Raw genomic sequence first — 22,920 nt, forward strand, 5'->3', positions numbered from 1 at the left:
CCTGCGCGAGGCCGCGCATGATCCGTCGCCTGCACGACACCAACGACCTGGTGCGCGCGTTCCCGCGCGTGCATTTCGTCGGCATCGGCGGCACCGGCATGAGCGGTATCGCCGAAGTGATGCTGACGCTGGGCTATGAAGTGTCCGGCTCGGACAACGCCGACAACGTGGCGACCCGCCGCCTGGCCAGCCTGGGTGCGCGCATCATGCGCGGCCACTCCGCTGCCAACGTGCTGGGTACCGACTGTGTGGTGGTCTCCAGTGCCATCCGCGAAGACAACCCGGAACTGATGGAAGCGCGCAGCCAGCGTATTCCGATCATGCCGCGTGCGGCGATGCTGGCCGAGCTGATGCGCTTCCGCCGCGGCATCGCTGTGGCCGGTACCCATGGCAAGACCACCACCACCAGCCTCACCGCTGCGGTGCTGAGCGAAGGCGGGCTCGACCCGACGTTCGTGATCGGTGGCCAGCTGCTGGCTGCCGGCGCCAACGCCAAGCTGGGCGGTGGACAGTGGCTGGTGGCCGAGGCCGACGAAAGCGATGGCAGCTTCCTGCGCCTGAACCCGCTGATGTCGATCATCACCAACATTGACGCCGATCACCTGGAGAACTACGGCAACGACTTTGCCCGCGTGCAGGCGGCGTTCGCCGAGTTCCTGCAGCGCCTGCCGTTCTACGGCCTGGCGGTGCTGTGCATCGACGATCCAGAAGTCGCGGCTCTGGCTGCCAAGACCCCGCGCCACGTGATGAGCTACGGCATGAGCCCGCAGGCCGACGTGCGCGCCGAGAACGTGGTGCAGGAAGGCTCGCGCATGCGCTTCACCCTGCGCCTGCCGCAGGGCACCAGCCAGGAAGTGGTGCTGGCGCTGCCGGGCAAGCACAACGTACTCAACGCGCTGGCCGCCGCTGCGGTGGGCTGGCAGCTGGGCGTGGCACCGGACGCGATCGCGCGTGCACTGGAAGGCTTCGCCGGTGTCGGCCGTCGCTTCAACGATCTGGGCGAAGTGACCACCGCCAGCGGCGCCAAGGTCCGCATCATCGACGACTACGGTCATCACCCGAGCGAGCTGGAAGCGGTGTTCGCCGCGGCCCGTGGTGGCTGGGCCGACAAGCGCCTGGTGGTGGCCTTCCAGCCGCACCGCTACAGCCGTACCCGCGACCAGTTCGACAAGTTCGCCGCGGTGCTGTCCAGCGTCGATGCACTGGTGCTGAGCGAGGTCTACCCGGCCGGCGAGGAACCGATTGCCGGTGCCGATTCGCATGCGTTGGCCCGCGCCATCCGAGCGCGTGGCCGCAGCGAGCCGGTGGTGGTGGGCAAGGCCGCCGAGCTGGCCAGCGTGCTGCCGGACGTGCTGCAGGACGGTGACCTGCTGCTGATGATGGGTGCCGGCGACATCGGTGCCGTGGCCACCCATATCGCGGTGGAAGGCTTCAAGGGGGAGGGCGAGGCGTGAGCGCGCTGACCTTCCCGCCGCTGCGCGTGACCGACCCGGCCGTGTTCGGCCGCGTCGCCGTGCTGCTCGGCGGCAGCTCCAGCGAACGCGAGGTGTCGCTGGACTCCGGCCGCAACGTACTGGAAGCGCTGCAGTCGCGCGGCGTCGATGCGTTCGCGGTGGATGGCATTCCGGCGCTGGCCAAGGCGCTCGCCGCCGGTGGCATCGATCGCGTGTTCAACATCCTGCATGGCCACAACGGTGGCGGTGAGGACGGCATCGTGCAGGGCCTGATGGACGCCTTCGGCGTGCCGTACACCGGCTCGAACGTGCTGGGCTCGGCGCTGAGCATGGACAAGATCCGCACCAAGCAGGTGTGGCTGTCGCTGGGCCTGCCCACCCCGCAGTACCGGAAGGTGGACGCGACCACGGTGCATGCACTGGCAGCCGAACTGGGCCTGCCGGTAGTGGTGAAGCCGGCCAATGAAGGCTCCAGCGTGGGTATCAGCCGGGTCACCGATGACGCCGGCCTCGATGAAGCCGTGGCGCTGGCCGCGCGCTACGACGGCCAGCTGCTGATGGAACAGATGGTGGTGGGCGACGAACTGACCGTGGCCATCCTCGGCGATGTCGCACTGCCGTCGATCCGCATCGTGCCCAAGGGCCAGTGGTACGACTACAACGCCAAGTACATCGCCGAGGACACCCAGTACCTGTGCCCAGGCCTGGACGGTGACGACGAAGAAGCGATCCGCCGCATCGCGCTGGCCGCGTTCCGCGCTGCTGGCTGCCGTGGCTGGGGCCGCGTGGACGTGATGCGCGATCGCAGCAGCGGCCGCTTCTTCCTGCTGGAAGTGAATACCGCGCCGGGCATGACCAGCCATTCGCTGGTGCCCAAGGCCGCAGGCCAGGCCGGCATCAGCTTCGAAGAGCTGGTGTGGCGCGTGCTGGAACAGACCCTGGAGGCCTCGCACGCATGAACGCGGTGCTGCGCATCTTCGTCTGGCTGTTGGCGCTGTCGGTGGTTGCACTGCCGGTGGTGGCCGTGGTCAATGGCTGGGTCGGCGCCGAGCGCTGGCCGCTGGCGAAGCTGCGCGTGCATGGTGAGTTCAAGCGGGTGCCGGCCGAGCAGTTGCAGCAGGTGCTGCTGCCGTACGCGCATGCGGGCTTCTTCGCGGTCAAGCTGCAGGACGCGCAGGACGCCCTGGAGCAGCTGCCGTGGGTGGAAAGCGCGCAGGTGCGCAAGCAGTGGCCGGACGTGCTGGAAGTGACCCTGGTCGAGCACAAGCCGTTCGCGCGCTGGGGCAACGACCGCCTGGTTTCCGAGCAGGGCAAGTTGTTCCCCACGCCGAAGAAGCTGGCCGATCTGGCGCTGCCCGAACTGGACGGCCCCGACAGCCAGACCGAAGAAGTGATGAAGCTGTACAGCGACTCGCGTGCATTGTTCGCACCGGCCGGCGTCGACGTGCGCCGGGTGACGATGGATGCGCGCGGCAGCTGGTCGCTGGTGCTGAGCAACGGTACCGAAGTGGTGGTCGGCCGCGACGACGCGCGCTCGCGCATGCAGCGCTTCGTCAAGGTGCTGCCGCAGCTCAACCGTCAGGACGCGCCGATCGAGCGCGCCGACCTCCGTTACACCAATGGTTTCACGCTGAGCTGGGGTACCCCGGCCACGCCGGCGAAAACGCCGGCGACCCCAGCCAGCAGAACGCAGGAAAGGACATGAATCGCAAGGGTGACAAATCGCTGATCGTTGGCCTGGACATCGGCACCTCCAAGGTGGTGGCGCTGGTGGGCGAGTACTCGCCGGGCAACCCGATCGAAGTGATCGGCATCGGCTCGCACGAGTCGCGCGGGCTCAAGCGTGGCGTGGTGGTGGACATCGAATCGACCGTGCAGTCGATCCAGCGCGCGGTGGAAGAAGCCGAGCTGATGGCCGGCTGCGAGATCCGCTCGGTGTATGCCTCGATCTCCGGCAACCACGTGCAGTGCAAGAATTCGCCCGGCATCGTGCCGATCCGCGACGGCGAAGTGACCTGGGGCGACCTGGATCGCGTGCTCGATGCGGCCAAGGCCGTGGCGATTCCGGCCGACCAGAAGATCCTGCACGCGATCCCGCGCGAGTACGTCCTGGACGATTCGCAGGAAGGCATCCGCAACCCGGTCGGCATGACCGGCGTGCGCCTGGAAGTGCATGCCCACCTGGTGGTGTGCGCGCAGTCGGCTGCGGCCAACATCAGCAAGTGCGTCCAGCGCTGCGGCCTGCAGGTGGACGACCTGGTGCTGTCCTCGCTGGCCTCCAGCGTGGCGGTGCTGACCGCTGACGAGCGCGAGCTGGGCGTGGTGCTGGTCGACATGGGCGCCGGCACCACCGATATCGCGGTGTTCGTGCAGGGCGCGATCTGCCACACGGCTTCGCTGCCGATCGCCGGCGACCACGTCACCAATGACATCGCGCACATGCTGCGCACGCCGACCCCGGAAGCCGAGCAGATCAAGGTGCGCTATGCCTGCGCCCTGGCCCAGCTGGCCACCGCCGAGGAAAGCATCCAGGTGCCGTCGGTGGGCGACCGCCCGCCGCGCCGCATGCCGCGCCATTCGCTGGCGCAGGCCGTGCAGGGCCGCTACGAGGAAATCTTCGAGATGGTGCAGGCCGAACTGCGCCGCTCCGGCTTCGAGGAACTGGTACGCGCCGGCATGGTGCTGACCGGTGGCGCTTCGAAGATGGAAGGCGTGGTCGAACTGGCCGAGGAAATGCTGCAGATGCCGGTTCGCGTGGGCATCCCGCAGCACGTCACCGGCCTGGGCGAAGTGGTGGGCAACCCGGTGCATGCCACCGGCGTGGGCCTGCTGCTGATGGGCAGCCAGATCGAGCACCCGCGGCGGCCGTCGCTGCCGACCGGGCGCGCTGGAAGCATGTTCAAGAAACTCAAGACCTGGTTCCGCGGCGAGTTCTGACGCGGAACCCGTAACACCGGGCATCGCCCGGGCGCAGCACCCGCAGTACCCGTAGCACAACGCAACACCGGCAACACACAACCCACACAGCCGCAACGTCGGCATGCAGCAGGACGGCAGGACGCCCGAATGCCCATGCCAGCCAAAGCGGATACAACGAGGACACGGACATGGCGCATTTTGAACTGATCGAAAAGATGGCACCCAATGCGGTGATCAAGGTGGTTGGCGTGGGCGGCGGCGGCGGCAATGCCGTGGCGCACATGGTCAACTCGGCGGTGGACGGCGTGGAATTCATCACCGCCAACACCGACTCGCAGGCCATCAAGAATTGCGGTGCCAAGCTGCAGCTGCAGCTGGGTACCAACGTGACCAAGGGCCTGGGCGCAGGCGCGAACCCGGAAGTCGGCCGTCAGGCCGCGCTGGAAGACCGTGAGCGCATCATGGACGCCCTGCAGGGTGCGGACATGGTGTTCATCACCGCCGGCATGGGCGGTGGTACCGGCACCGGCGCTGCGCCGGTGGTGGCACAGCTGGCCAAGGAAATGGGCATCCTGACCGTGGCCGTGGTCACCAAGCCGTTCCCGTTCGAAGGCCGTCGCCGCATGCAGGTGGCGCTGAAGGGCATCGAGGAACTGAGCCAGCACTGCGACTCGCTGATCACCATCCCGAACGAGAAGCTGATCTCCGTGCTGGGTCGCAACGCGACCATGATCCAAGCCTTCCGTGCCGCCAACGACGTGCTGCAGGGCGCCGTGCAGGGCATCGCCGACCTGATCGTGCGTCCGGGCCTGATCAACGTCGACTTCGCCGACGTGCGCACCGTCATGTCCGAAATGGGCCTGGCGATGATGGGTACCGGCACCGCCCGTGGTGATGACCGCGCCCAGGCCGCGGCCGAAGCCGCGATCCAGAACCCGCTGCTGGACGATGTGAACCTGGCCGGTGCCAACGGCATCCTGGTCAACATCACCGCCGGCGCCGACTTCACCATGGCCGAGTTCGACGAGATCGGCCGCACCATCGACGGCTTCGCTTCCGAAGACGCCACCGTGGTGGTCGGTACCGTGCTCGACCCGGACATGCAGGACGAAGTGCGCGTGACCGTGGTCGCCACCGGCCTGAACCGCGTCTCGGCCAGCAAGTCCCAGCGTCCGGGCGAGCGTGCGCCGATCAAGCTGGTCCGCAACGCCACCACCGGCCAGCCGGAATTCGGTGACTTCGACAACGGCGGCGACGCCGTGTCCAAGGCCGTGGGCGGCATGGGTCTGGGCCTGCGTCGCGCCAGCAGCGATACCGCGGCAGCCTCCGCTCCCTCGGCCCCGGCCGCTTCGGCCCCGGCGGCGGCGGAACTGCCGAACGATTACCTGGACATCCCGGCGTTCCTGCGCCGCCAGGCGGACTAAGCGGGGCGCCCGGGGCTTGTCCTCCCCGGGTTGCGCCACCATGTCCTGAAAACGCGGGCGCCGGGCCAGGATGGGTCCGGCTGCCCTGCTTCACGCGCGTCCCCGCGGCGTGCCGGTGCGTCCTGCCGGCAGCCTTCACTGGCGTTTCAGCCAGGGTAGGGGAGGGCGCGTGTTAATCTAATGTGTCACTTCCGGCCCATCCCCCATGATCCAGCAACGCACCCTCAAGAACACGATCCGCGCCACCGGCGTTGGCCTGCACAGCGGTGACAAGGTCTACATGACCCTGCGCCCGGCACCGGTCAACCATGGGATCGTGTTCCGTCGCGTGGATCTGGACCCGGTGGTGGAAGTGCCGGCCAAGGCCGAACTGGTCACCGAAGTGACCCTGTGCACCGGCCTGACCTGCAACGACGCCAAGATCCAGACCGTCGAACACCTGATGTCGGCGCTGGCCGGCCTGGGTGTGGACAACATCATCGTCGAACTGTCCTCGGCCGAGCTGCCGATCATGGACGGTTCGGCCGGCCCGTTCGTGTTCCTGCTGCAGTCGGCGGGCATCGTGGAACAGGACGCGCCCAAGCGCTTCATCCGCGTGCTGAAGACCGTGGAAGTGACCGAGGGCGACAAGGTGGCCCGCTTCAGCCCGTACGAGGGCTACAAGCTGGGCTTCACCATCCAGTTCGATCACCCGATGATCCCGGCCAAGCAGTCGCGCCAGGAAATCGAGTTCTCGACGCTGGCTTATACCAAGGAAATCTCCCGCGCGCGCACCTTCGGTTTCATGCGCGACCTGGAATACATGCGCGAGCGCAACCTGGGCCTGGGCGGTTCGATGGACAACGCCATCGTGCTGGACGAGTTCCGCGTGCTCAACGAAGACGGCCTGCGCTACGCCGACGAGTTCGTGCGCCACAAGATCCTCGACGCGATCGGCGACCTCTATCTGGCCGGTGGCCAGGTGCTGGGTGCCTACGAAGGCTTCAAGTCCGGTCACGCCCTCAACAACAAGCTGGTGCGGGCGCTGATGGCCGACGCCACCGCCTGGGAATGGGTCAGCTTCGACTCGCCGGCCACCCCGGACCCGGTGGAATACGCTACCCCGGCCTACGCTTGATTCCTGTAGATCGTTGAATTGAAAGACAAAAACGCCGCCTTCCAGGGCGGCGTTGTCGTTTCAGGCGTGTCCGGCGCATTCAGCATGCTTGACGCGAGTCAAGGCCGGTTCGAGGTCACGGTTTTGTGAACCTGTTGGATCGGAAGCCTGAATTTAACGCGGTTTTAACAACAATCTAACGACAGGCCCCCGGATGGCAGCTAGGATGCGACCCGGCCCCCGAATTGTTTCACGCCGTGGTGACACGCGCGACGGGGAGCGGAGCCGGATGCTCCGTTGTCGTCAGGACCGCTTCTTCGGCTTCGAAGGAACGTCCTGCAGGCAAGCCAAGGCGTCGCGTAGCCCTTTGTGCGTGGCGGCTGAAACTGCGTGGGGTCCATTCCGGTTGTCGAGCGCTGGGGAGCGCGTGGGAGTGGGAGACGCAGTCTTGATGGTCACCCTGGTGGCCTTCAGCCCGATGGAACGGGCCGCGTCGAGCAACTGGGCTTCGGCAAGCCGCAACTTGGCATGCCAGACCGGGGACTCGACGAGAAAAACGAGGTGTTCCCCGTCCACATTGGCCAGCCGGCAACGGCTGCGCAGAGGTGGCGGCAACTGGGGGCGCAACTGACGGTCCAGCGCGTCGAGCCACAAGGCACGCCGCAGCGGGTTCCCGCTTTTGTCCGCCATCACCGCATCCAGCGCCGGCTTCGGCACTGACGCGGGGCGAACGCTGGATTTCGGCTCAGACATGAAAACTCACTGATGGCATTCAAAAAGATCGTAATCAAAACGCGTGAAGGACAGGCCAAAGCGTCGCCGATCGCGCGTTTGCGGTTCTATTTCGAGGACCGCCCCCGCGCCCTGCTGGGCAGCGTGCTCGGGGTAGGCTGCATTATCGGCCTTGCCGGCGGCATTGGCGCCAGCGCGCTGAATGATTCCCGCCTGCAGGCCAAGGTCGAGCGCCAGGATGCAGAGCTGGCCAAGGTCAAGCGCGATGCGCAGACCCAGGTCAACGCGCTGGCGGCCCGCCTCGGCGAGCTGCAGGCCCAGGCCACCCGCCTCAACGCCCTCGGCGAACGGCTGACCCAGATGGGCAAGCTGGAAGACGGCGAGTTCGACTTCAACGAGACCCCCGGTCTCGGTGACGGCGACGCCGGCGGCCCGACCAGCGACATCCCGGTCAAGGACGTCAACGCCGACTTACAGGTGCTGGAGCAGCGCTTCGCTGCTTCAGGTCGCCAGTTGTCGGTGATGGAATCGCTGATGTTCGACCACCAGCTGCAGCAGAACGCCGTGCCGTCGCGCATGCCGATCCGCAACAGCTACGTGACCTCCGGTTTCGGCACCCGTGCCGACCCGTTCGGCCGCGGTGCCGCCACCCACAAGGGCATGGACTTCCACGCCAGGGTCGGTGACCCGGTGATGGCCGTGGCCGAAGGCGTGGTCAGCTTCTCCGGCGTGAAGGGCGGCTACGGCAACGTGGTCGACGTCGACCACGGTAACGGCTACGTCACCCGTTACGCGCACAATTCGCGCCTGGTGGTGAAGGTCGGCGACCTGGTCCGTGCCGGGCAGGAAGTAGCCAAGGCCGGTTCCACCGGTCGTTCGACCGGCGCCCACGTGCACTTCGAGGTGTGGGAGAACGGCAACGTGGTCAACCCGCGCAAGTTCCTCGGCGACGGCGGCAACACGCCGGTCGGCCGCGTCAGCCGCGGCTGATGCCCGGGTCGGACTCCTTCCGCGCCGCGGAAGGGCCCTGGCCCGATTCCGTTGATCTGGTAGTGCCGGCCGCTGGGCGGCAACCTCATGATCTTCGGCAGCATCGCGTACCCGGCCAGCGGCCGGCACTACCGGGAATGTTCGGATGCCATTGCCGCCAAAGGGTTGAAACCCCTTGCGGCCGTCCCAAGCTACAATGGGTGTTGCCATCGACAGGGCGCCAGGCGCCCTGTTTCGTTTGCGGCGGACGGATCCCAAGGGGGAGGCCGGGCGTCGTGTCCATCCAACCCGGTTCCTTCAATGATCAACAGCCTGCTTACCCGCGTATTTGGCAGTCGTAACGAACGACAGCTGCGCCAGCTCAACCGCATCGTCGCCAAGATCAATGCGCTGGAGCCGGAGATCGAGAAGCTTTCCGACGAGCAGCTTCAGGCCAAGACGCCGGAGTTCAAGCAGCGCATCGCCGACGGTGAAGCCCTGGACAAGGTGCTGCCGGAAGCGTTCGCGGTCTGCCGCGAAGCCGGTCGCCGCGTGCTGGGCATGCGCCACTACGACGTGCAGCTGATCGGCGGCATGGTGCTTCACCTGGGCAAGATCGCAGAAATGCGCACCGGTGAAGGCAAGACCCTGGTGGCGACCCTGCCGGTGTACCTCAACGCGCTGGAAGGCAAGGGCGTGCACGTGGTCACCGTGAACGACTACCTGGCCCGCCGCGACGCCGCGCAGATGGGCAAGCTGTACAACTGGCTGGGCCTGAGCGTGGGCGTGGTGTACCCGGGCATGCCGCACAGCGACAAGCGCGAAGCCTACGCCTCGGACATCACCTACGGCACCAACAACGAATTCGGCTTCGACTACCTGCGCGACAACATGGCGCTGTCCAAGGCCGACCGCTACCAGCGCGGCCTGCACTACGCCATCGTCGACGAAGTCGACTCCATCCTGATTGACGAAGCGCGTACCCCGCTGATCATCTCCGGCCCGGCCGACGATTCCCCGGAGCTGTACATCCGCGTCAACCGCGTCGTACCGAACCTGGTCAAGCAGGAAGCGGAAGACGGCGAAGGCGACTTCTGGGTCGATGAGAAGGGCAAGCAGGTGCACCTGTCCGAAGCGGGCATGGAGCACGCCGAGCAGCTGCTGGTCGAGGCCGGCATCCTCGACGGCGAGACCGAAGGCCTGTACGCGCCGCAGAACCTGACCGTGGTCCACCACCTGAACGCCGCGCTGCGCGCGCACGCGATCTACCAGCGTGACGTGGACTACATCGTGCGCGATGGCGAAGTGGTCATCGTCGATGAGTTCACCGGCCGCACCCTGTCCGGTCGCCGCTGGTCCGATGGCCTGCACCAGGCGGTGGAAGCGAAGGAAGGCGTGCCGGTCCAGCGCGAGAACCAGACGCTGGCGAGCATCACCTTCCAGAACCTGTTCCGCATGTACAAGAAGCTGTCCGGCATGACCGGTACGGCCGATACCGAAGCCTTCGAGTTCCAGAGCATCTACGGCCTGGAAGTGGTGGTGATCCCGACCAACCGCCCGACCATCCGCAAGGACAGCCCGGACCAGGTGTTCCTGAACCGCAAGGGCAAGTTCAATGCGGTGCTGGCCGACATCGAAGAGTGCGCCAAGCGTGGCCAGCCGGTGCTGGTGGGTACCACCTCGATCGAAACCTCGGAAATGCTGTCCGAGCACCTGCGCAAGGCCGGCGTGAAGCACGAAGTGCTCAACGCCAAGCAGCATGACCGCGAAGCGACCATCGTCGCCAATGCCGGTCGTCCGGCCGCGGTCACCATCGCCACCAACATGGCCGGTCGTGGTACCGACATCGTGCTGGGCGGTTCGCTGGAAGCGGAAATCCACGAGCTGGGCGAAGGCGCGACCGACGAACAGAAGGCCGCGGTCAAGGCCGATTGGCAGAAGCGCCACGAGGCCGTCAAGGCTGCCGGCGGCCTGCACATCGTCGGCACCGAGCGCCACGAATCGCGCCGTATCGACAACCAGCTGCGTGGCCGTTCGGGCCGCCAGGGTGACCCGGGTTCGTCCCGCTTCTACCTGTCGCTGGAAGACAACCTGATGCGCATCTTCGCCTCCGACTGGGTGCAGAAGGCCATGCGCATGATGGGCATGAAGGAAGACGACGTCATCGAGGACCGCCTGGTCAGCCGCCAGATCGAGAAGGCGCAGCGCAAGGTCGAGGCCCACAACTTCGACATCCGCAAGAACCTGCTGGACTTCGACGACGTCAACAACGACCAGCGCAAGGTGATCTACGCACAGCGCGATGAACTGCTGGACGCCGAGTCGGTGAAGGACAACGTCGACGGCATCCGCGACGACGTGATCTTCGACGTGGTGGCCCGCTTCGTGCCGCCGAACTCGATCGACGAGCAGTGGGACCTGCGTGGCCTGGAAGCGACCCTGGAGTCGGACTTCGGCCTGCAGATGTCGCTGACCGACCTGGTCAAGTCGCACGAAGAGCTGGACGCCGAAGCCATCGCTGCCAAGGTGCAGGAGCGCGTCAACCAGCACTTTGCCGAGAAGGAAGCCGGTGTCGGTGAGGAAACCATGCGCGCGCTGGAGAAGCACGTGATGCTGACCGTGCTGGACCAGAGCTGGAAGGAGCACCTGGCGCGCATGGACTACCTGCGCCAGGGCATCTACCTGCGTGGTTACGCGCAGAAGCAGCCGAAGCAGGAATACAAGAAGGAAGCCTTCGAGCTGTTCTCGGACATGCTGGAGAACGTCAAGCGCGAAGTGGTGACCCTGCTGTCGCGCGTGCGCATCCGCAGTGACGAGGAAGTGCAGGCGCTGGAAGCCGCCGAGCGCCAGCAGGCCGAAGCACGCCTGAGCCAGTCGCAGTTCCAGCACCAGGACGTGGGCGGCTACAGCGCCGACGAGGAAGCCGCGCAGGTGCAGGCTGCCCAGCAGGGCATTGCACAGGCGCAGCGCGATGAGCCGAAGATCGGCCGCAACGATCCATGCCCGTGCGGCAGTGGCAAGAAGTACAAGCACTGCCACGGCCAGCTGAGCTGACGCCGAAGAGCCCCGCGAAAGCGGGGCTCTTTTTTCATGGCGGCTGTTTCGCGGGGCTGATCCGGCCCGATCCGAGATTGCGCGGGCCGCCCTGTTCTGGGCATGCTTCCCCCATGGCTCCCCCCACCCGATCGATCCACGTCGTGGCCGCCGTCATCACCGACGCCCGTGGCCGCGTGCTGCTCAACCGTCGTACCGAGAACCGCGACATGGCCGGCCTGTGGGAGTTCCCCGGCGGCAAGCGCGAATCCGGCGAGACCTCCGAGCAGGCGTTGGTTCGCGAGCTGCGCGAGGAACTGGGCATCGAAGCCGATGTCGGCGAATGGCTGATGGATGTGCCGCAGCGCTACCCGGACAAGCACCTGACCCTGGAAGTGCGCCACGTGCGCAGCTGGAAGGGGACGCCACGTGGCCGCGAGGGCCAGGCCATTACCTGGGTGGCGCCGGATAAACTTGGTCGCTATTCGATGCCACCGGCCGATCTGCCGGTGGTGGCCGCGCTGCGCCAACCCGACAGCTACCTGATCACCCCGGCGCCGGCCGATGATGAGGGCGGCATGCAGCATTGGCATGAACAGCTGCAGCGCGCGGTGGACGCGGGCCAGCAGCGCATCCAGCTGCGGTTGCCGACGGCGCATCCGCAGCGCCAGGCGATGGTCGAACAGGCCGTGCGCGCGCATCGTCGCAGCGGGGTGCAGTGGCTGCTCAACCGCGATATCGAACGCGCGCGCGTACTGGGCGTTGGGGTGCACCTGGGCAGCGAGCAGCTGCTGGAGCTGTCGCAGCGTCCGCTGCCCGAAGGCCAGCTGGTGGCCGCGTCCTGCCATGACCTGCAGCAGCTGCAGGCCGCACAGCGGTTGGGCTGCGACTTCGCCGTGCTGGGCCCGGTGCAGGCCACGGCCAGCCATCCCGATGCCGTGCCGCTGGGCTGGAACGCGTTCGCCGAGCTGCGCGCGCAGGTGTCACTGCCAATCTACGCCCTGGGCGGCATGGGCCGCGGTCACATCGCCGAAGCGCGTCGCCATGGTGGGCAGGGCATCGCCGCCATCCGCACGCTGTGGCCGGAGTAAAGCTGCTTCGCTCGCCGGGCATGGCCCGGCGCTACCGTGTGGGATGGAGGCAGTAGATCCACGCCATGCGTGGATGGATGCTCGCGATCACAGCGTGATCCAGAAACACCCGTATTGCCGTCGCAACCCCAGCACCGTCGAAGCGCGCGACGCGCTGCCGGGCAGGGTCTGCTCCAGGCGCAGGCCGATGGGATGCCGCGCCACAGAGGCCACAGGGTCGGATCCCAACGCGGCAGGGCTCTGATCCTCATCCTGCGATTGCGGCAGCGCCTGTGACGGATACACCGGCACCACGTCCACCAGGGGCCGCCGCGCCAACGATTCCAGCTGGCCGAGGATGCGCTGCGCGCCCGCATCGGAAACCGCGCCCCACAGATACAGTGAGGACAGCCGATTCACATCGTTGCTGACGATGCCGACGCGCAGCGCGTCCACCAGTTCACTCAGCCGCCGCGGGCAGCGTGCCCCCAGGGTGTCGCGCTGCAGGGTATTGCCGGCGGGCGCAGGCGGTGGCAACCGCGACCGCGCGCCCAGGCTGTCGCAGGGCCGGTCGGTGTAGACGCTTTGGCCCTGGGCATCGGTGCAGCGGTTCAGGCGTGTGGACTGTGCGTGGGCGACGCTCGACAGCACGCACAGCGGCAGCAGCAACAGCAGGAAGGAAAGCCGGATCATCCTCGCAGGGTAGCGCCGATCACGCTTGCGCGCCGTGCTTTCAGCCCTGCAGCAGCTTCAGCACCGAAGTGGTCGGCTTGGCCAGGTTCAAGGTGTAGAAGTGCAGGCCGGGTGCGCCGCCTTCGATCAGGCGCTGGCACAGCTTGGCCACCACTTCAGTGCCGAATGCACGCACCGACTCTGCATCATCGCCATAGGCCTGCATCTTGCGGCTGATCCAGCGCGGGATCTCCGCACCGCACTGTTCGGAGAAGCGGCGCAGCTGGCTGAAGTTGGCGATCGGCATGATGCCGGGCGTGATCGGTACCTGCACGCCCAGCCGCCGCACTTCGTCGACGAAATGGAAGTAGGCATCGGGGTTGAAGAAGTACTGGGTGATCGCCGCATCGGCACCGGCGTCGATCTTGGCCTTGAAATGCTTCAGGTCGGCCAGTGCGTCGGAAGCCTGCGGGTGCGTTTCGGGGTACGCGCCCACTTCGATATGGAACGCATCACCGTGCTCGGCGCGGATGAAGTCGATCAGTTCGGCGGCATAGCGCATGTCACCGGGGAAACCCATGCCCGACGGCAGATCGCCGCGCAGCGCGACCAGGCGGCGGCAGCCGATGGCGCGGTACAGCTTGAGCAACTCGCGGATTTCCTGACGGGTGCCGCCGACGCAGGACAGATGCGGTGCGGCATCGAAGCCATGGTGCTGGTTGAGGTGGCGCACGGTCTCGGAGGTATAGCTCAGGGTCGAGCCACCGGCGCCGAAGGTACACGACACGTACTCGGGACCGTAGTCCTTCAGCCTGGCCGCGGCACGGTCCAGCTGGCTGCGCTGTTCGTCGGTCTTGGGCGGATAGAACTCGAAGCTGATGGCGGTCATGGCACGGGCGGCAGCGGCGGGTGCGGATCAGTATATCGCTTCATCAAGATGGATGTTGTCAATTTCTGCGGGCGAACATCGTCAGCCGCCTGCGACCGTTCGCCCCGGCGATCGGCCGCTGCTCCGAAATCGCCCCCCGGGTGCCGTGGCCGGCGGCACGCTGAGCCCATTCCGGCACCACCCACCTGACGAAGGAGCAGACGATGAAGATCTTCCTGGCACTCTGGTATGCAATGAAGGCCCTGGCCCGGCTGGCGATGATCGGCATGGCGATGGCCGTGCTCGGCTCCGGCTCGGCGCACGCCGCCAGCGCCCCGGCGGCGGGCAAGGTGCAGGTCGAGGTGGTCGGCAAGGGCCGCCCGCTGCTGATGATTCCCGGCCTCAACAGCAGCGCCGAGGTGTGGCGCGAGACCTGCCTGGCCCTGAAGGATGTGCAGTGCCATCTGGTGCAGCTGCCCGGCTTTGCCGGTGCGCTCGCGGCCGATCCGCGCCCGGTCGAGTTCCTGCCGGCGATGCGCGGGCAGCTGCTGGCCTACCTGCATGACCAGCATCTGGGGCCGGTGGTGGTGGTTGGCCACAGCCTCGGTGGCCTGCTGGGCCTGCAGATGGCGCAGGCCGAGCCGAAGGCAGTCAGCGCGCTGGTGGTGGTTGACGCCCTGCCATTCCTGCCGGCCGCGCGTGACCCGAAGGCCACCGCTGACAGCGTGCGGCCGGTGGCCGACCAGCTGCGCAAGGGCATGCTGGCCGCCGACGCCGCGCAATGGCAGGCGCAGTTGAAGGCGGGCCTGCCGGGGATGACCCGCGATACTCAGCGCCAGGCCGAACTGGGCCGCTGGGGCGAAGACAGCGATCGCCAGACCACGGCCGATGCCATGCATGCGGTGATGACCACTGACCTGCGTGACAGCATTGCCTCGATCACCGCACCGACGCTGGTGCTGGGCAGCTGGGCCGGCTACCAGCCGATGGGTGGCACCGAGGACGGCACCCGGGCGGTGTTCCAGTCGCAGTACGCGAAACTGCAGGGCGTACAGATCGCGATGAGCGCGCAGGGTTTCCACTTCCTGATGTGGGATGATCCGCGCTGGTTGCAGGAACAGGTGCAGGCCTTCCTCGACCGCCACCACTGAGTTTCAACACGCCTCGGAATGGACATGCCGGATTCCTCCTCGACGGTACGCTTCTGGCTGCTCAATGCGCTGGTATGGGCGCTCTATGGCGTTGCCGGAATCGGCCTGCGCCAAGCCTATTTCAGCGATGCCGGAAGCGCAGGCGTGTTGATCACGCTGGGCCTGGCGTTGGCCCTGTTCGGATGCAGCGGTGCCATCCGCGCGCTGGCGCTGCGTGCAGACTGGTGGGCGCGCGGAACGGCCGGGCTGTTGCTGCGGCTGGCGCTGTCGGTGGCATTGGGCGCGGCAGTGGCGCAGCTGCTGGTGAACATCGCGCTGCACTCGGCGCTGGCCTGGAACTGGGTGAGCCTGGGGCGGCAGACGGCCGACTTCAGCCCCAAGGCGCTGCTGCTCTACTGGTACACCACTGCGGTGATGCTGGCCCTGTGGGCAGCGCTTTGGGCAAGCCTGCACAGCCTGCGCCGGATACGCGGGGCGGAACTGGCCCGCCTGCGCGCCGAAGCCGAGCGCAGTGCGCTGGAACGCGATGCGCTGCGTGCACGGCTCAACCCGCACTTCATGTTCAATGCGCTGAACAACCTGCGCGCGCTGATCCTGGAAGATCCTGAGCGTGCGCGCGACATGGTCACCCGCCTGTCGCGCACGCTGCGCCAGGCGCTGGCGCACAACCGCAGCGAGCAGGTCACGCTGGCCGAGGAACTGGCGGTGGTGGACGACTACCTGGCCATCGAGGCGATCCACTTCGAACAGCGCCTGCAGGTGCGGCAGCAGATCGATGCCGATGCCATGCAGGCGCAGTTGCCGGCGATGGCACTACAGCTGCTGGTGGAAAACGCGATCAAACACGGCATCGCCAGCCGCCCCGGCGGCGGCGAGGTGCAGATCCGTGCCACGCTGGACAATGACGTGCTGCGCCTGCAGGTGGATAATCCGCTGGGCAGCGCCAACGAGCCCACCCCTGGGCATGGCGTCGGCCTGGCCTACCTGCGTGCGCAGCTCGGTACGCAAGGTCGTTTCATCCTGCAGCCGGTCGGCGACCGCATGCAGGCCCTGCTGGAGATTCCGCAATGAATGGCGTGCTGCGCGTGTTGATCGTTGATGATGCGCGGCTGGCGCGGCAGGAGCTGCGCACGCTGTTGTCAGCGCTGCCCTGGGTGCAGTGCGTGGGCGAGGCCGACGATGTGCCCGCCGCGCGCGAGGCGATCGCCACACTGGCGCCGGACCTGGTGCTGCTGGATGTGCAGATGCCGTCCGGCAGTGGCTTCGATGTGCTGGACGGGCTGGAGGCGGTGCCGGCGGTGGTGTTCGTTACCGCCTATGACACCTACGCGGTGCGCGCGTTCCAGGCCAACGCGCTGGACTATCTGGTGAAGCCGGTCGAGGCACCGCGTTTGCTGGAAGCGTTGCAGCGGGCGCGCCAGCGCGAGGTGGTGGCGGGCGAAACGCCGGAGCCGCGCAGCACACTGGGTGCGCAGGACCAGGTGTTCGTGCGCGAGGGTGAGCGCTGCTGGTTCGTGGCGGTCTCCGAGATCCGCAGGCTGGTGGTGGATGGCAACTACACGCGGCTGTGGTTCCGCGACCAGAACGCCCTGTTGACCCGCAGCCTGAGCGCGCTGGAAGCACGCCTGCCGCAGGATCTTTTCTTCCGCGCCAACCGCAACACACTGGTCAACCTGCGCCGTATCCGTGGGGTGTCGCCCAGCATCGGCGACGGCTATGACCTGGCGCTGGATGATGGCAGCGAGGTGGAAGTGTCGCGGCGGCAGGCGCGTGAACTGCGCGAGCGGATGGCGTTGTAGTTGCCGCTACAGCTCGGCACTGACCGGGCTGGACCGCCGGAGGCGCTTCATGCCTCGGCTGGCTGCCCCCTCAAGCGGGCCATCACCCCGCCACCGCCGTGCTGGATGACCAGTTCGAGCCCGTAGTGGCTGCACAGTCGCCGCATGATATCCAGGCCCAGGCCGTTGCCCTCGCTGCCATCACGCTTGTCGAATGGCCGCGGCTCGGGCCAGTTGCCAAGGAAGGGTGAAGCACCTGCCGTGTTGTGCACCAGCAGCTGAGCGTCCTGCCATGCAATCAGGACCTGGCCCTGCGCGGTATGCGCGAACGCATTGCCGACCAGATTGGCCAGGACTACGCGCAGGGCCGCCTCGGGCGCGCGCAGCGTGGCCCCGTCGGGCACGGTCAGCTGTACCTCGACCGGCCGTGCAGCCAGCAACGGAGACTGCTCGATGATCACCCGTTCCAGCAGCGGCACAAGTTTGACCGGCGGAGCGCCGTGGCTGGCGGTTTCCTCGCGAGCCAGCGCCAGCAGCGCCGCAATGGCCTGCTGCAGCTGCAGTGCCGAAAGACGGATATGCTGCACATGCTGGCGGCCACGCTCGGACAGGCCCGACTCGCTGGCCAACTGGCCTGCCGCACTGGAGATGACGCTCAAGGGTGTGCGCAGTTCGTGGCTGGCATCGCGCGTGAACGCGTGTTCGCGGGCAACGAAGGCAGCGACGCGTGCGGACAATCCATCCAGGGCGCGCGCGAGCACGCCAATCTCGTCATCGTCGAAACGTGCTGCCAGGCGCACGCCGGGGCCTGGTTCCGGCTGCAGCGCTTCAACCTCCTCGACCAGCGCATAGAGCGAGCGTGTGCTGCGATGGGCGAGCCAGATGCCGAGGAAGATCGCCGCGATCAGGACCAGCAGTGCTGTGCCGGCAAGCAGCATTACGACCCGATCGCGGATCGGCCGGACCACCAGTTGCGCACTGACCTCCGACACAAGCCAAGCAGGGCGGGCGCCGGCCGGGGGATCGATCCGCTTGAGATGGTAGTGCCGACCATCGACACCCGCGAACTCCGAGCGCCACGGTTCCTTTGCGAACTCGCTGCGCAGATCGTCGGGGAAGGTAGAGGGTGAACGATGCAGCTGGATTGCGGCATCGGCAGGTGTACGCCAGTCCCCTTCGAGCGCGTGCCGGGCGAGCTGAGCCCGTGCTTCACGGTCCAGTTGGGCGTTGAAGATGCTGTCTTCCACCACATACATGAACACCAGCGAGTAGGTGCCGAACACCATGGCGGTGAACAGCGCGAAGGCTGTGAATGTGATCAGCAGTCGACGGCGCAGGTGCTGGGTGGGCCGCGGTTTCATGGCGAAGCTTCCAGACGGAAGCCGACACCGTGGACGGTGCGCAGCATCTCGCCTTCGAACGGCCTGTCCAGTACCTGCCGCAACAGGTACAGATGCGAGCGCAGCGGATCGGAAGGAGGTGCTTCATCCCCCCACAGGCGTTGAACGAGCTCGCTGCGGGTGACGGTTCGCGGCCAGGCCTCGGCCAGTACGAGCAGGATGCGCTGCGGAACCTGTGCCAGCTCCAGCAGCAATCCCGCGCGCCAGGCCTGGCCGCTGCGGCGGTCGATGCTCAGCGGTCCAATCTGCAGGAGGTTCGGTTGACCCACGCGATGGCGGCGGGCGAGGGCGAGACAGCGGGCGAGCAGCTCGGCATCGTCGAAGGGCTTGACCAGATAGTCATCCGCGCCCGCAGCGAAGCCCTGCAGCTTGTCGTCGATCGCATCGCGTGCGGTCAGCATCAGGATGGGGACGTGCCGATCACTGCACTCGCGCAACCGACGGCAGACCGTCGTACCATCGGTGCCCGGCAACCCGATATCGAGCAGCAGCACATCCGGCGGTGACGCCAGCGCCAACTGCAGCCCGACGTGTCCGCCAGCGGCGAAATCGACCAGATGGCCATGCGCCTGCAGCATGTCGATGATGGCCGAGGCCAGCGGCAGGTTGTCTTCAATCAACAGCAGGCGCAGGCGCTCGGCGTCCATGGTCAGGGCTGCATGCGGGCCAGGAGAGCGTTAGCTTCGTCCAGACCGGGCTGCTTTTCCAGCACAGCCAGTACCTGCGAACGGGCCAGATCGGTCCGGCCCAGGCGCCAGTGCGCTTCTGCCATCGCGACCTGCAGCCTCGGCTCGTCCATATGCGGGCTGGCCAGCTGCATGATGGACAGCGCGTCGGCGGTTGCAGTGGCGTCCTTTGCTGCTTTCAGCTGGTAGAAACCCAGCATGCCGATCAGCTCGACGTGATGGTCGGACGGGCGCTGCGCCAGTATCTGCGCCGCCTGACCATCACGCTGCTGCAGGTGCTGCTCCACCAGCGCCATGCTGCGCTCATCGCGCCATGCCTGGCGTGCCAGTGGCACACGCCCGCTGGCGCGCACGAAGGCGTCAGCCAGTGCGGCGGTCGAGAACGGGTTCTGACCGGTCAGCAGGCGTCCATCGACTACGACCTTGGGCATCATCAGCGGTGCCTCCTGCCAGCGTGCGCCCAGCTCGCGCATGCGCGGTTCAAGCTGGAACGCGAATTCCTTCGCCCAACGTTTGCCGAACAGTGCTTCTTCCTCTTCCGTGAATCCGGTCATGGCGCGGCCTTCCACCATGGCCCGGCCATCGGGAAGGCGAACACCCGCCAGTGCGGCCGGACCATGGCATACCGCCGCGACCAGTCCTCCCTGCTGCCAGATTCCGGCAATCGTGGCATGCAGGGCCTTGTCGGCCGGAAGGTCGAACATGGCACCCTTGCCGCCGATCACCAGGACGCCCTGGTAGTCGCTGGCACGCAGTTGTGCAGTGGGCACGGTCGCGGCAAGCTTGCCCATGGCCTGGGAATCGGCAAGGACAGCTGCGTTGAAGGCCTCGGAGGGGTTGTACTTGTCAGCCTCGACGGCGCCGCCACGCGGACTTGCCACGTCGATGTCGAAGCCGTTCTGCTTGAGGATGAGCCAGGCCTGGGCGAATTCGTCCATCTCGAAGCCCGGACGGGTCTTCCCTTGGTCCCGGCCTTCGCTGCTGACGACGAGCAGCACGCGCGATGGTGCGGCAGACGCGGAAGATGGGGCCATGGCAGGGAGGAGAAGGACGGCCAGCAGGCCGGACAGCAGGGGGGAGCGGGAGCGGTTCATGCAGGACTCTCCGGGAGATGTGCGCGCACTGTGGCCGGCAAATGTGAAGCAGACTTCAAGCGCATCGACGGTTACCCTGAGGGCCAGTTCCCGTTCGTGCATGCCATGTCCATCGTCCTCACCGACTTCGCCCGTCCCCGCCTGTTCCCGCGCGTGCCGCGCGGCAACACCATCCAGGATTGCACTGCCGAGCAGTTCGAGGCACACCTCAATGCGCACGCGCCGCTGAAGGTGCTCGATGGCTACGCCCCGTTCTGCAAGCTGTTCGTCTACGAGAACTGGACCAGCACGCGTTGCCTGACGGTGCCGGTCACCGACGCCAACCGCCACCAGCTGCGCAGCGGCTACGAAGCGCGCAACCGCGAGGAACTGCCGGTACTGGTGCGCTGGTTCGAGGGGGTGGAGTCGCCGCGCGCGAACTATCTGGTGGTGATCCTGTACAGCGCCGGGCAGCTGGCGAAGGAGGGTTCACCGATCGAGGCCGACTGGGGCATCGTCGGCTGTATCTACACCGCCGAACCCGAAGAGGTACCGATGGCGCCGATCACCATGATGCGCAATGCACTGGGCGTGGAGGAGGGCGGTTCCGGTGTGCCGCTGGATCGCGAGGCTTACCAGCGCTCCGTCGCGTTCTGGGAGAACAACGCCAACTGGCGGCCGTGAGCCCACGCTGCGGCCGGACAGTCGGCATGTGAACAGGGAAGATTGCAGCGGGACGCTACCATGGCGGTGGATCAACGCAGGGAGCACAGGGATGGATGTTCGCAGTTGGATGCCGTTCGCATGGGTCGCCGCAGGCCTGCTGGCCGCGTGTGAGGGCTCTGCAGCAAAATACGATGCAGGCGCTGCCTGTGGTGCTTTGTCCGACGTGACGCCGATCCGCGATGCCGGCGTGGGTTCACTGCAGGCGCAGGCAACGTCGGGGCGCTGCACGTTCCATGTGGAAGCGGATGACGCTGCAGCGCTTTCGCGTCAGCAGTCGTTGCTGCAGAGCGTGTCGGCGATCGCCTGTAGTGCGCCAGCCACCACCCGGCCTTCGCAAGGGGCTGCAGGCTTCGACCTGCAGATGCCTGCACGTTGCCCACTCTCTTCCAGCACGCCCTTGATTGCCCGGGAAGGAGGCTGGCACCAGCGGCGACTTTCGTCGGTCCCGACGTATCCTGCGGCCGCCATGCGCGAGGCCCAGCAGGGAGGTGTCGAGCTGATGCTGCTGCTGGATGCGCAGGGCAAGACCCAGGCGATCATCCTGTCCCCATCCAGCGGCTACCCGCTGCTCGATGCGGCGGCGCTCAAGCACGCGCGTGATTGGCGTTACGAGCGTGAAGCGGCAGGCAAGGCACCAAGCATGAGCCTGATACGCGGCACGGTCACGTTCAAGCTCAACTAAGGCGTCTGCAGGGCGGGCTCGGGCTTCCACTCCCACCAGCGATAGTGGTACTCGCGCTCGGTCGCGCTCCATTGCTGCGCGCAGCAGGTGCACGTCAGCCGGTAGCATTCGCCCCAGCCGTCCTCCGCTTCGCCCCGTGCACGCAGCTGCACGTGACCTTGTTCCAGCAGCGGCTCGGGGCTGAAGAACACATAGGATGGGTAGAGCGCGCACAGGCAGCCTTCGCGTGCCTGCCAGTAGCGCAGCCGTTGCAGGGCCGCCTTCAGGTGCACCTGGTTGCTGATCAGCATGCCGCCAAGGGCGATGCCTTGGCAGCTGCGTTCGATCGTATCCACATGCGCGACCAGCGCGTCCAACGATGAGGCGCTGAACAGCCGAGCGACCGTACGCGTGGCATCGTTGATGCGCGTTGCATCGCGCGACAACAGGTCCTGCAGCAGCACATCGGCCTGTGCATCGTCGAGCCGGGGTATCGGTGCTGCAGACCACGGCCAGCGCATCAGCGTGACTTGCCGATGGCAGCGTAGTGGCCGGCAGTCAGCCGCAGCAGGTCGGCTGGTGCCAGTTCCACTTCCAGGCCGCGGCGACCGGCGCTGACATGCAGCGCGGGCAATGCCTGCGCGCTGGCGTCCAGGAAGGTGCGCAGGCGCTTCTTCTGCCCGAGTGGGCTGATGCCACCGACCAGGTAACCGGTCGCGCGCTGTGCGGCATCGGCCGCGGCCATTTCGCACTTCTTGCAGCCGGCCGCTTCGGCCAGCGCCTTCAGGTCCAGCTGGCCGGCCACCGGCACGATCGCTACCAGCAGTTCATGGGTCTCGGTGCTGGCCAGCAGGGTCTTGAACACCTGGGCCGGGTCGAGGCCGAGCTTGTCGACGGCTTCGCCGCCATAGGATTCGGCGTGAGCATCGTGCACGTAGCTGCGCACGGTGTGGGCGATCTTCTCGCGCTTGAGCAGGTTGATGGCCGGAGTCATGGGGGCATCCTAGCGCGGGGCAGGGGTGTTGCCTTGACCGAGGCTATTGTTCCCGCTCCGGTGGGGAACATCCACGCATGGCGTGGATCTACTGTGGGTTGGCTGGGGGATATCCACGCATGGCGTGGATCTACTGTGGGTTGGCTGGGGGATATCCACGCATGGCGCGGATCTACTGGGGCCGGACGATCAGTAGATCCACGCCATGCGTGGA

Annotated in this window: 21 protein-coding genes and 1 pseudogene; 14 read left to right on the forward strand and 8 right to left on the reverse strand. The window is 66.8% G+C overall.

The window, feature by feature from the left end; genetic code table 11:
- Positions 1–17: 17 nt before the first annotated feature.
- The 6 genes and pseudogenes from murC to lpxC all read left to right on the forward strand — a co-directional run bounded on the left by murC (position 18) and on the right by lpxC (position 6,914).
- The gene (gene murC / locus ACZK45_RS03090; RefSeq protein ID WP_012510048.1) at positions 18–1,454 is read left to right on the forward strand and encodes a UDP-N-acetylmuramate--L-alanine ligase; all 1,437 of its coding nucleotides are present in this window, start codon (positions 18–20) and stop codon (positions 1,452–1,454) included.
- Positions 1,451–2,413, forward strand: coding sequence for a D-alanine--D-alanine ligase (locus ACZK45_RS03095; RefSeq protein WP_478445440.1), 963 nt, complete (start codon positions 1,451–1,453; stop codon positions 2,411–2,413). The genes murC and ACZK45_RS03095 overlap by 4 nt, the downstream gene beginning before the upstream one ends.
- A pseudogene (locus ACZK45_RS03100) lies at positions 2,410–3,087 on the forward strand (cell division protein FtsQ/DivIB); the annotation flags it as partial. The gene ACZK45_RS03095 and the pseudogene ACZK45_RS03100, both read left to right, overlap by 4 nt.
- A gap of 68 nt (positions 3,088–3,155) precedes the next feature.
- A complete protein-coding gene (ftsA, locus tag ACZK45_RS03105; RefSeq protein WP_005408083.1) occupies positions 3,156–4,391 on the forward strand; it encodes a cell division protein FtsA in 1,236 nt (411 codons plus the stop codon).
- A gap of 170 nt (positions 4,392–4,561) precedes the next feature.
- Positions 4,562–5,797, forward strand: coding sequence for a cell division protein FtsZ (gene ftsZ, locus ACZK45_RS03110; RefSeq protein WP_478445441.1), 1,236 nt, complete (start codon positions 4,562–4,564; stop codon positions 5,795–5,797).
- A gap of 205 nt (positions 5,798–6,002) precedes the next feature.
- The gene (gene lpxC, locus ACZK45_RS03115) at positions 6,003–6,914 is read left to right on the forward strand and encodes a UDP-3-O-acyl-N-acetylglucosamine deacetylase (protein WP_005408085.1); all 912 of its coding nucleotides are present in this window, start codon (positions 6,003–6,005) and stop codon (positions 6,912–6,914) included.
- A 282-nt stretch (positions 6,915–7,196) separates the two neighbouring features.
- Here the strand turns inward: lpxC and ACZK45_RS03120 are convergent, their stop codons facing one another.
- Positions 7,197–7,646 carry a DciA family protein gene (locus ACZK45_RS03120; protein WP_005408086.1) on the reverse strand — a complete coding sequence of 150 codons (450 nt, stop codon included), beginning with the start codon at positions 7,644–7,646 and terminating at the stop codon, positions 7,197–7,199.
- Between the two features lie 12 nt (positions 7,647–7,658).
- Between ACZK45_RS03120 and ACZK45_RS03125 the strand changes: the two genes are divergently transcribed.
- The 3 genes from ACZK45_RS03125 (at position 7,659) to ACZK45_RS03135 (ending at position 12,718) form a co-directional block, all read left to right on the forward strand.
- On the forward strand, positions 7,659–8,615 hold the full coding sequence (locus tag ACZK45_RS03125; RefSeq protein ID WP_107432410.1) for a M23 family metallopeptidase: 957 nt from the start codon (positions 7,659–7,661) through the stop codon (positions 8,613–8,615).
- Between the two features lie 300 nt (positions 8,616–8,915).
- Complete coding sequence (gene secA / locus ACZK45_RS03130; RefSeq protein WP_032129708.1) at positions 8,916–11,648, forward strand: preprotein translocase subunit SecA; 2,733 nt, start codon at positions 8,916–8,918, stop codon at positions 11,646–11,648.
- Positions 11,649–11,761: 113 nt separating this feature from the next.
- Complete coding sequence (locus tag ACZK45_RS03135) at positions 11,762–12,718, forward strand: Nudix family hydrolase (RefSeq protein WP_125895346.1); 957 nt, start codon at positions 11,762–11,764, stop codon at positions 12,716–12,718.
- 87 nt (positions 12,719–12,805) lie between these two features.
- Here the strand turns inward: ACZK45_RS03135 and ACZK45_RS03140 are convergent, their stop codons facing one another.
- Together ACZK45_RS03140 and metF are read right to left on the reverse strand one after the other, a co-directional pair.
- Positions 12,806–13,390 carry a DUF4124 domain-containing protein gene (locus ACZK45_RS03140; protein WP_125895347.1) on the reverse strand — a complete coding sequence of 195 codons (585 nt, stop codon included), beginning with the start codon at positions 13,388–13,390 and terminating at the stop codon, positions 12,806–12,808.
- A gap of 40 nt (positions 13,391–13,430) precedes the next feature.
- Positions 13,431–14,258, reverse strand: a complete 828-nt coding sequence (gene metF / locus ACZK45_RS03145) for a methylenetetrahydrofolate reductase [NAD(P)H] (protein WP_049399801.1) — start codon at positions 14,256–14,258, stop codon at positions 13,431–13,433.
- A gap of 203 nt (positions 14,259–14,461) precedes the next feature.
- Between metF and ACZK45_RS03150 the strand changes: the two genes are divergently transcribed.
- The 3 genes from ACZK45_RS03150 to ACZK45_RS03160 are packed head-to-tail and all read left to right on the forward strand — an operon-like array spanning position 14,462 to position 17,187.
- Entirely contained in the window at positions 14,462–15,388 is a 927-nt protein-coding gene (locus tag ACZK45_RS03150; RefSeq protein ID WP_478445442.1) for an alpha/beta fold hydrolase, read from the forward strand.
- A 24-nt stretch (positions 15,389–15,412) separates the two neighbouring features.
- Positions 15,413–16,459 (forward strand): sensor histidine kinase, encoded by a 1,047-nt coding sequence (locus tag ACZK45_RS03155; RefSeq protein WP_293795235.1) that lies wholly within the window; start codon positions 15,413–15,415, stop codon positions 16,457–16,459.
- Positions 16,456–17,187 carry a LytR/AlgR family response regulator transcription factor gene (locus tag ACZK45_RS03160; protein ID WP_293795237.1) on the forward strand — a complete coding sequence of 244 codons (732 nt, stop codon included), beginning with the start codon at positions 16,456–16,458 and terminating at the stop codon, positions 17,185–17,187. The genes ACZK45_RS03155 and ACZK45_RS03160 overlap by 4 nt, the downstream gene beginning before the upstream one ends.
- 47 nt (positions 17,188–17,234) lie before the next feature.
- Here ACZK45_RS03160 and ACZK45_RS03165 read toward each other — a convergent pair whose 3' ends face one another.
- Genes ACZK45_RS03165 through ACZK45_RS03175 form a run of 3 tightly spaced genes read right to left on the reverse strand, consistent with a single transcriptional unit; the run spans position 17,235 to position 20,346 of the window.
- The gene (locus ACZK45_RS03165) at positions 17,235–18,527 is read right to left on the reverse strand and encodes a sensor histidine kinase (RefSeq protein WP_125895350.1); all 1,293 of its coding nucleotides are present in this window, start codon (positions 18,525–18,527) and stop codon (positions 17,235–17,237) included.
- Entirely contained in the window at positions 18,524–19,213 is a 690-nt protein-coding gene (locus ACZK45_RS03170; protein WP_032129701.1) for a response regulator transcription factor, read from the reverse strand. The genes ACZK45_RS03165 and ACZK45_RS03170 overlap by 4 nt, the downstream gene beginning before the upstream one ends.
- A gap of 2 nt (positions 19,214–19,215) precedes the next feature.
- The gene (locus ACZK45_RS03175) at positions 19,216–20,346 is read right to left on the reverse strand and encodes a type 1 glutamine amidotransferase domain-containing protein (protein WP_478445443.1); all 1,131 of its coding nucleotides are present in this window, start codon (positions 20,344–20,346) and stop codon (positions 19,216–19,218) included.
- A 105-nt stretch (positions 20,347–20,451) separates the two neighbouring features.
- Between ACZK45_RS03175 and ACZK45_RS03180 the strand changes: the two genes are divergently transcribed.
- Both ACZK45_RS03180 and ACZK45_RS03185 read left to right on the forward strand, forming a co-directional pair.
- Positions 20,452–21,009 carry a DUF3228 family protein gene (locus ACZK45_RS03180; RefSeq protein WP_065722784.1) on the forward strand — a complete coding sequence of 186 codons (558 nt, stop codon included), beginning with the start codon at positions 20,452–20,454 and terminating at the stop codon, positions 21,007–21,009.
- 91 nt (positions 21,010–21,100) lie between these two features.
- Entirely contained in the window at positions 21,101–21,733 is a 633-nt protein-coding gene (locus ACZK45_RS03185) for an energy transducer TonB (protein WP_478445444.1), read from the forward strand.
- Here the strand turns inward: ACZK45_RS03185 and ACZK45_RS03190 are convergent.
- Together ACZK45_RS03190 and ybaK are read right to left on the reverse strand one after the other, a co-directional pair.
- Positions 21,730–22,233: a hypothetical protein gene (locus ACZK45_RS03190; RefSeq protein WP_180838395.1), complete on the reverse strand. Its 504-nt coding sequence runs from the start codon at positions 22,231–22,233 to the stop codon at positions 21,730–21,732. The genes ACZK45_RS03185 and ACZK45_RS03190 overlap by 4 nt on opposite strands.
- The gene (ybaK, locus tag ACZK45_RS03195) at positions 22,233–22,706 is read right to left on the reverse strand and encodes a Cys-tRNA(Pro) deacylase (RefSeq protein ID WP_049399794.1); all 474 of its coding nucleotides are present in this window, start codon (positions 22,704–22,706) and stop codon (positions 22,233–22,235) included. Before ybaK ends, ACZK45_RS03190 begins: the two co-directional genes overlap by 1 nt.
- Between the last annotated feature and the right edge of the window lie 214 nt (positions 22,707–22,920).

This window comes from Stenotrophomonas sp. 63632_Sma, from assembly GCF_056482875.1.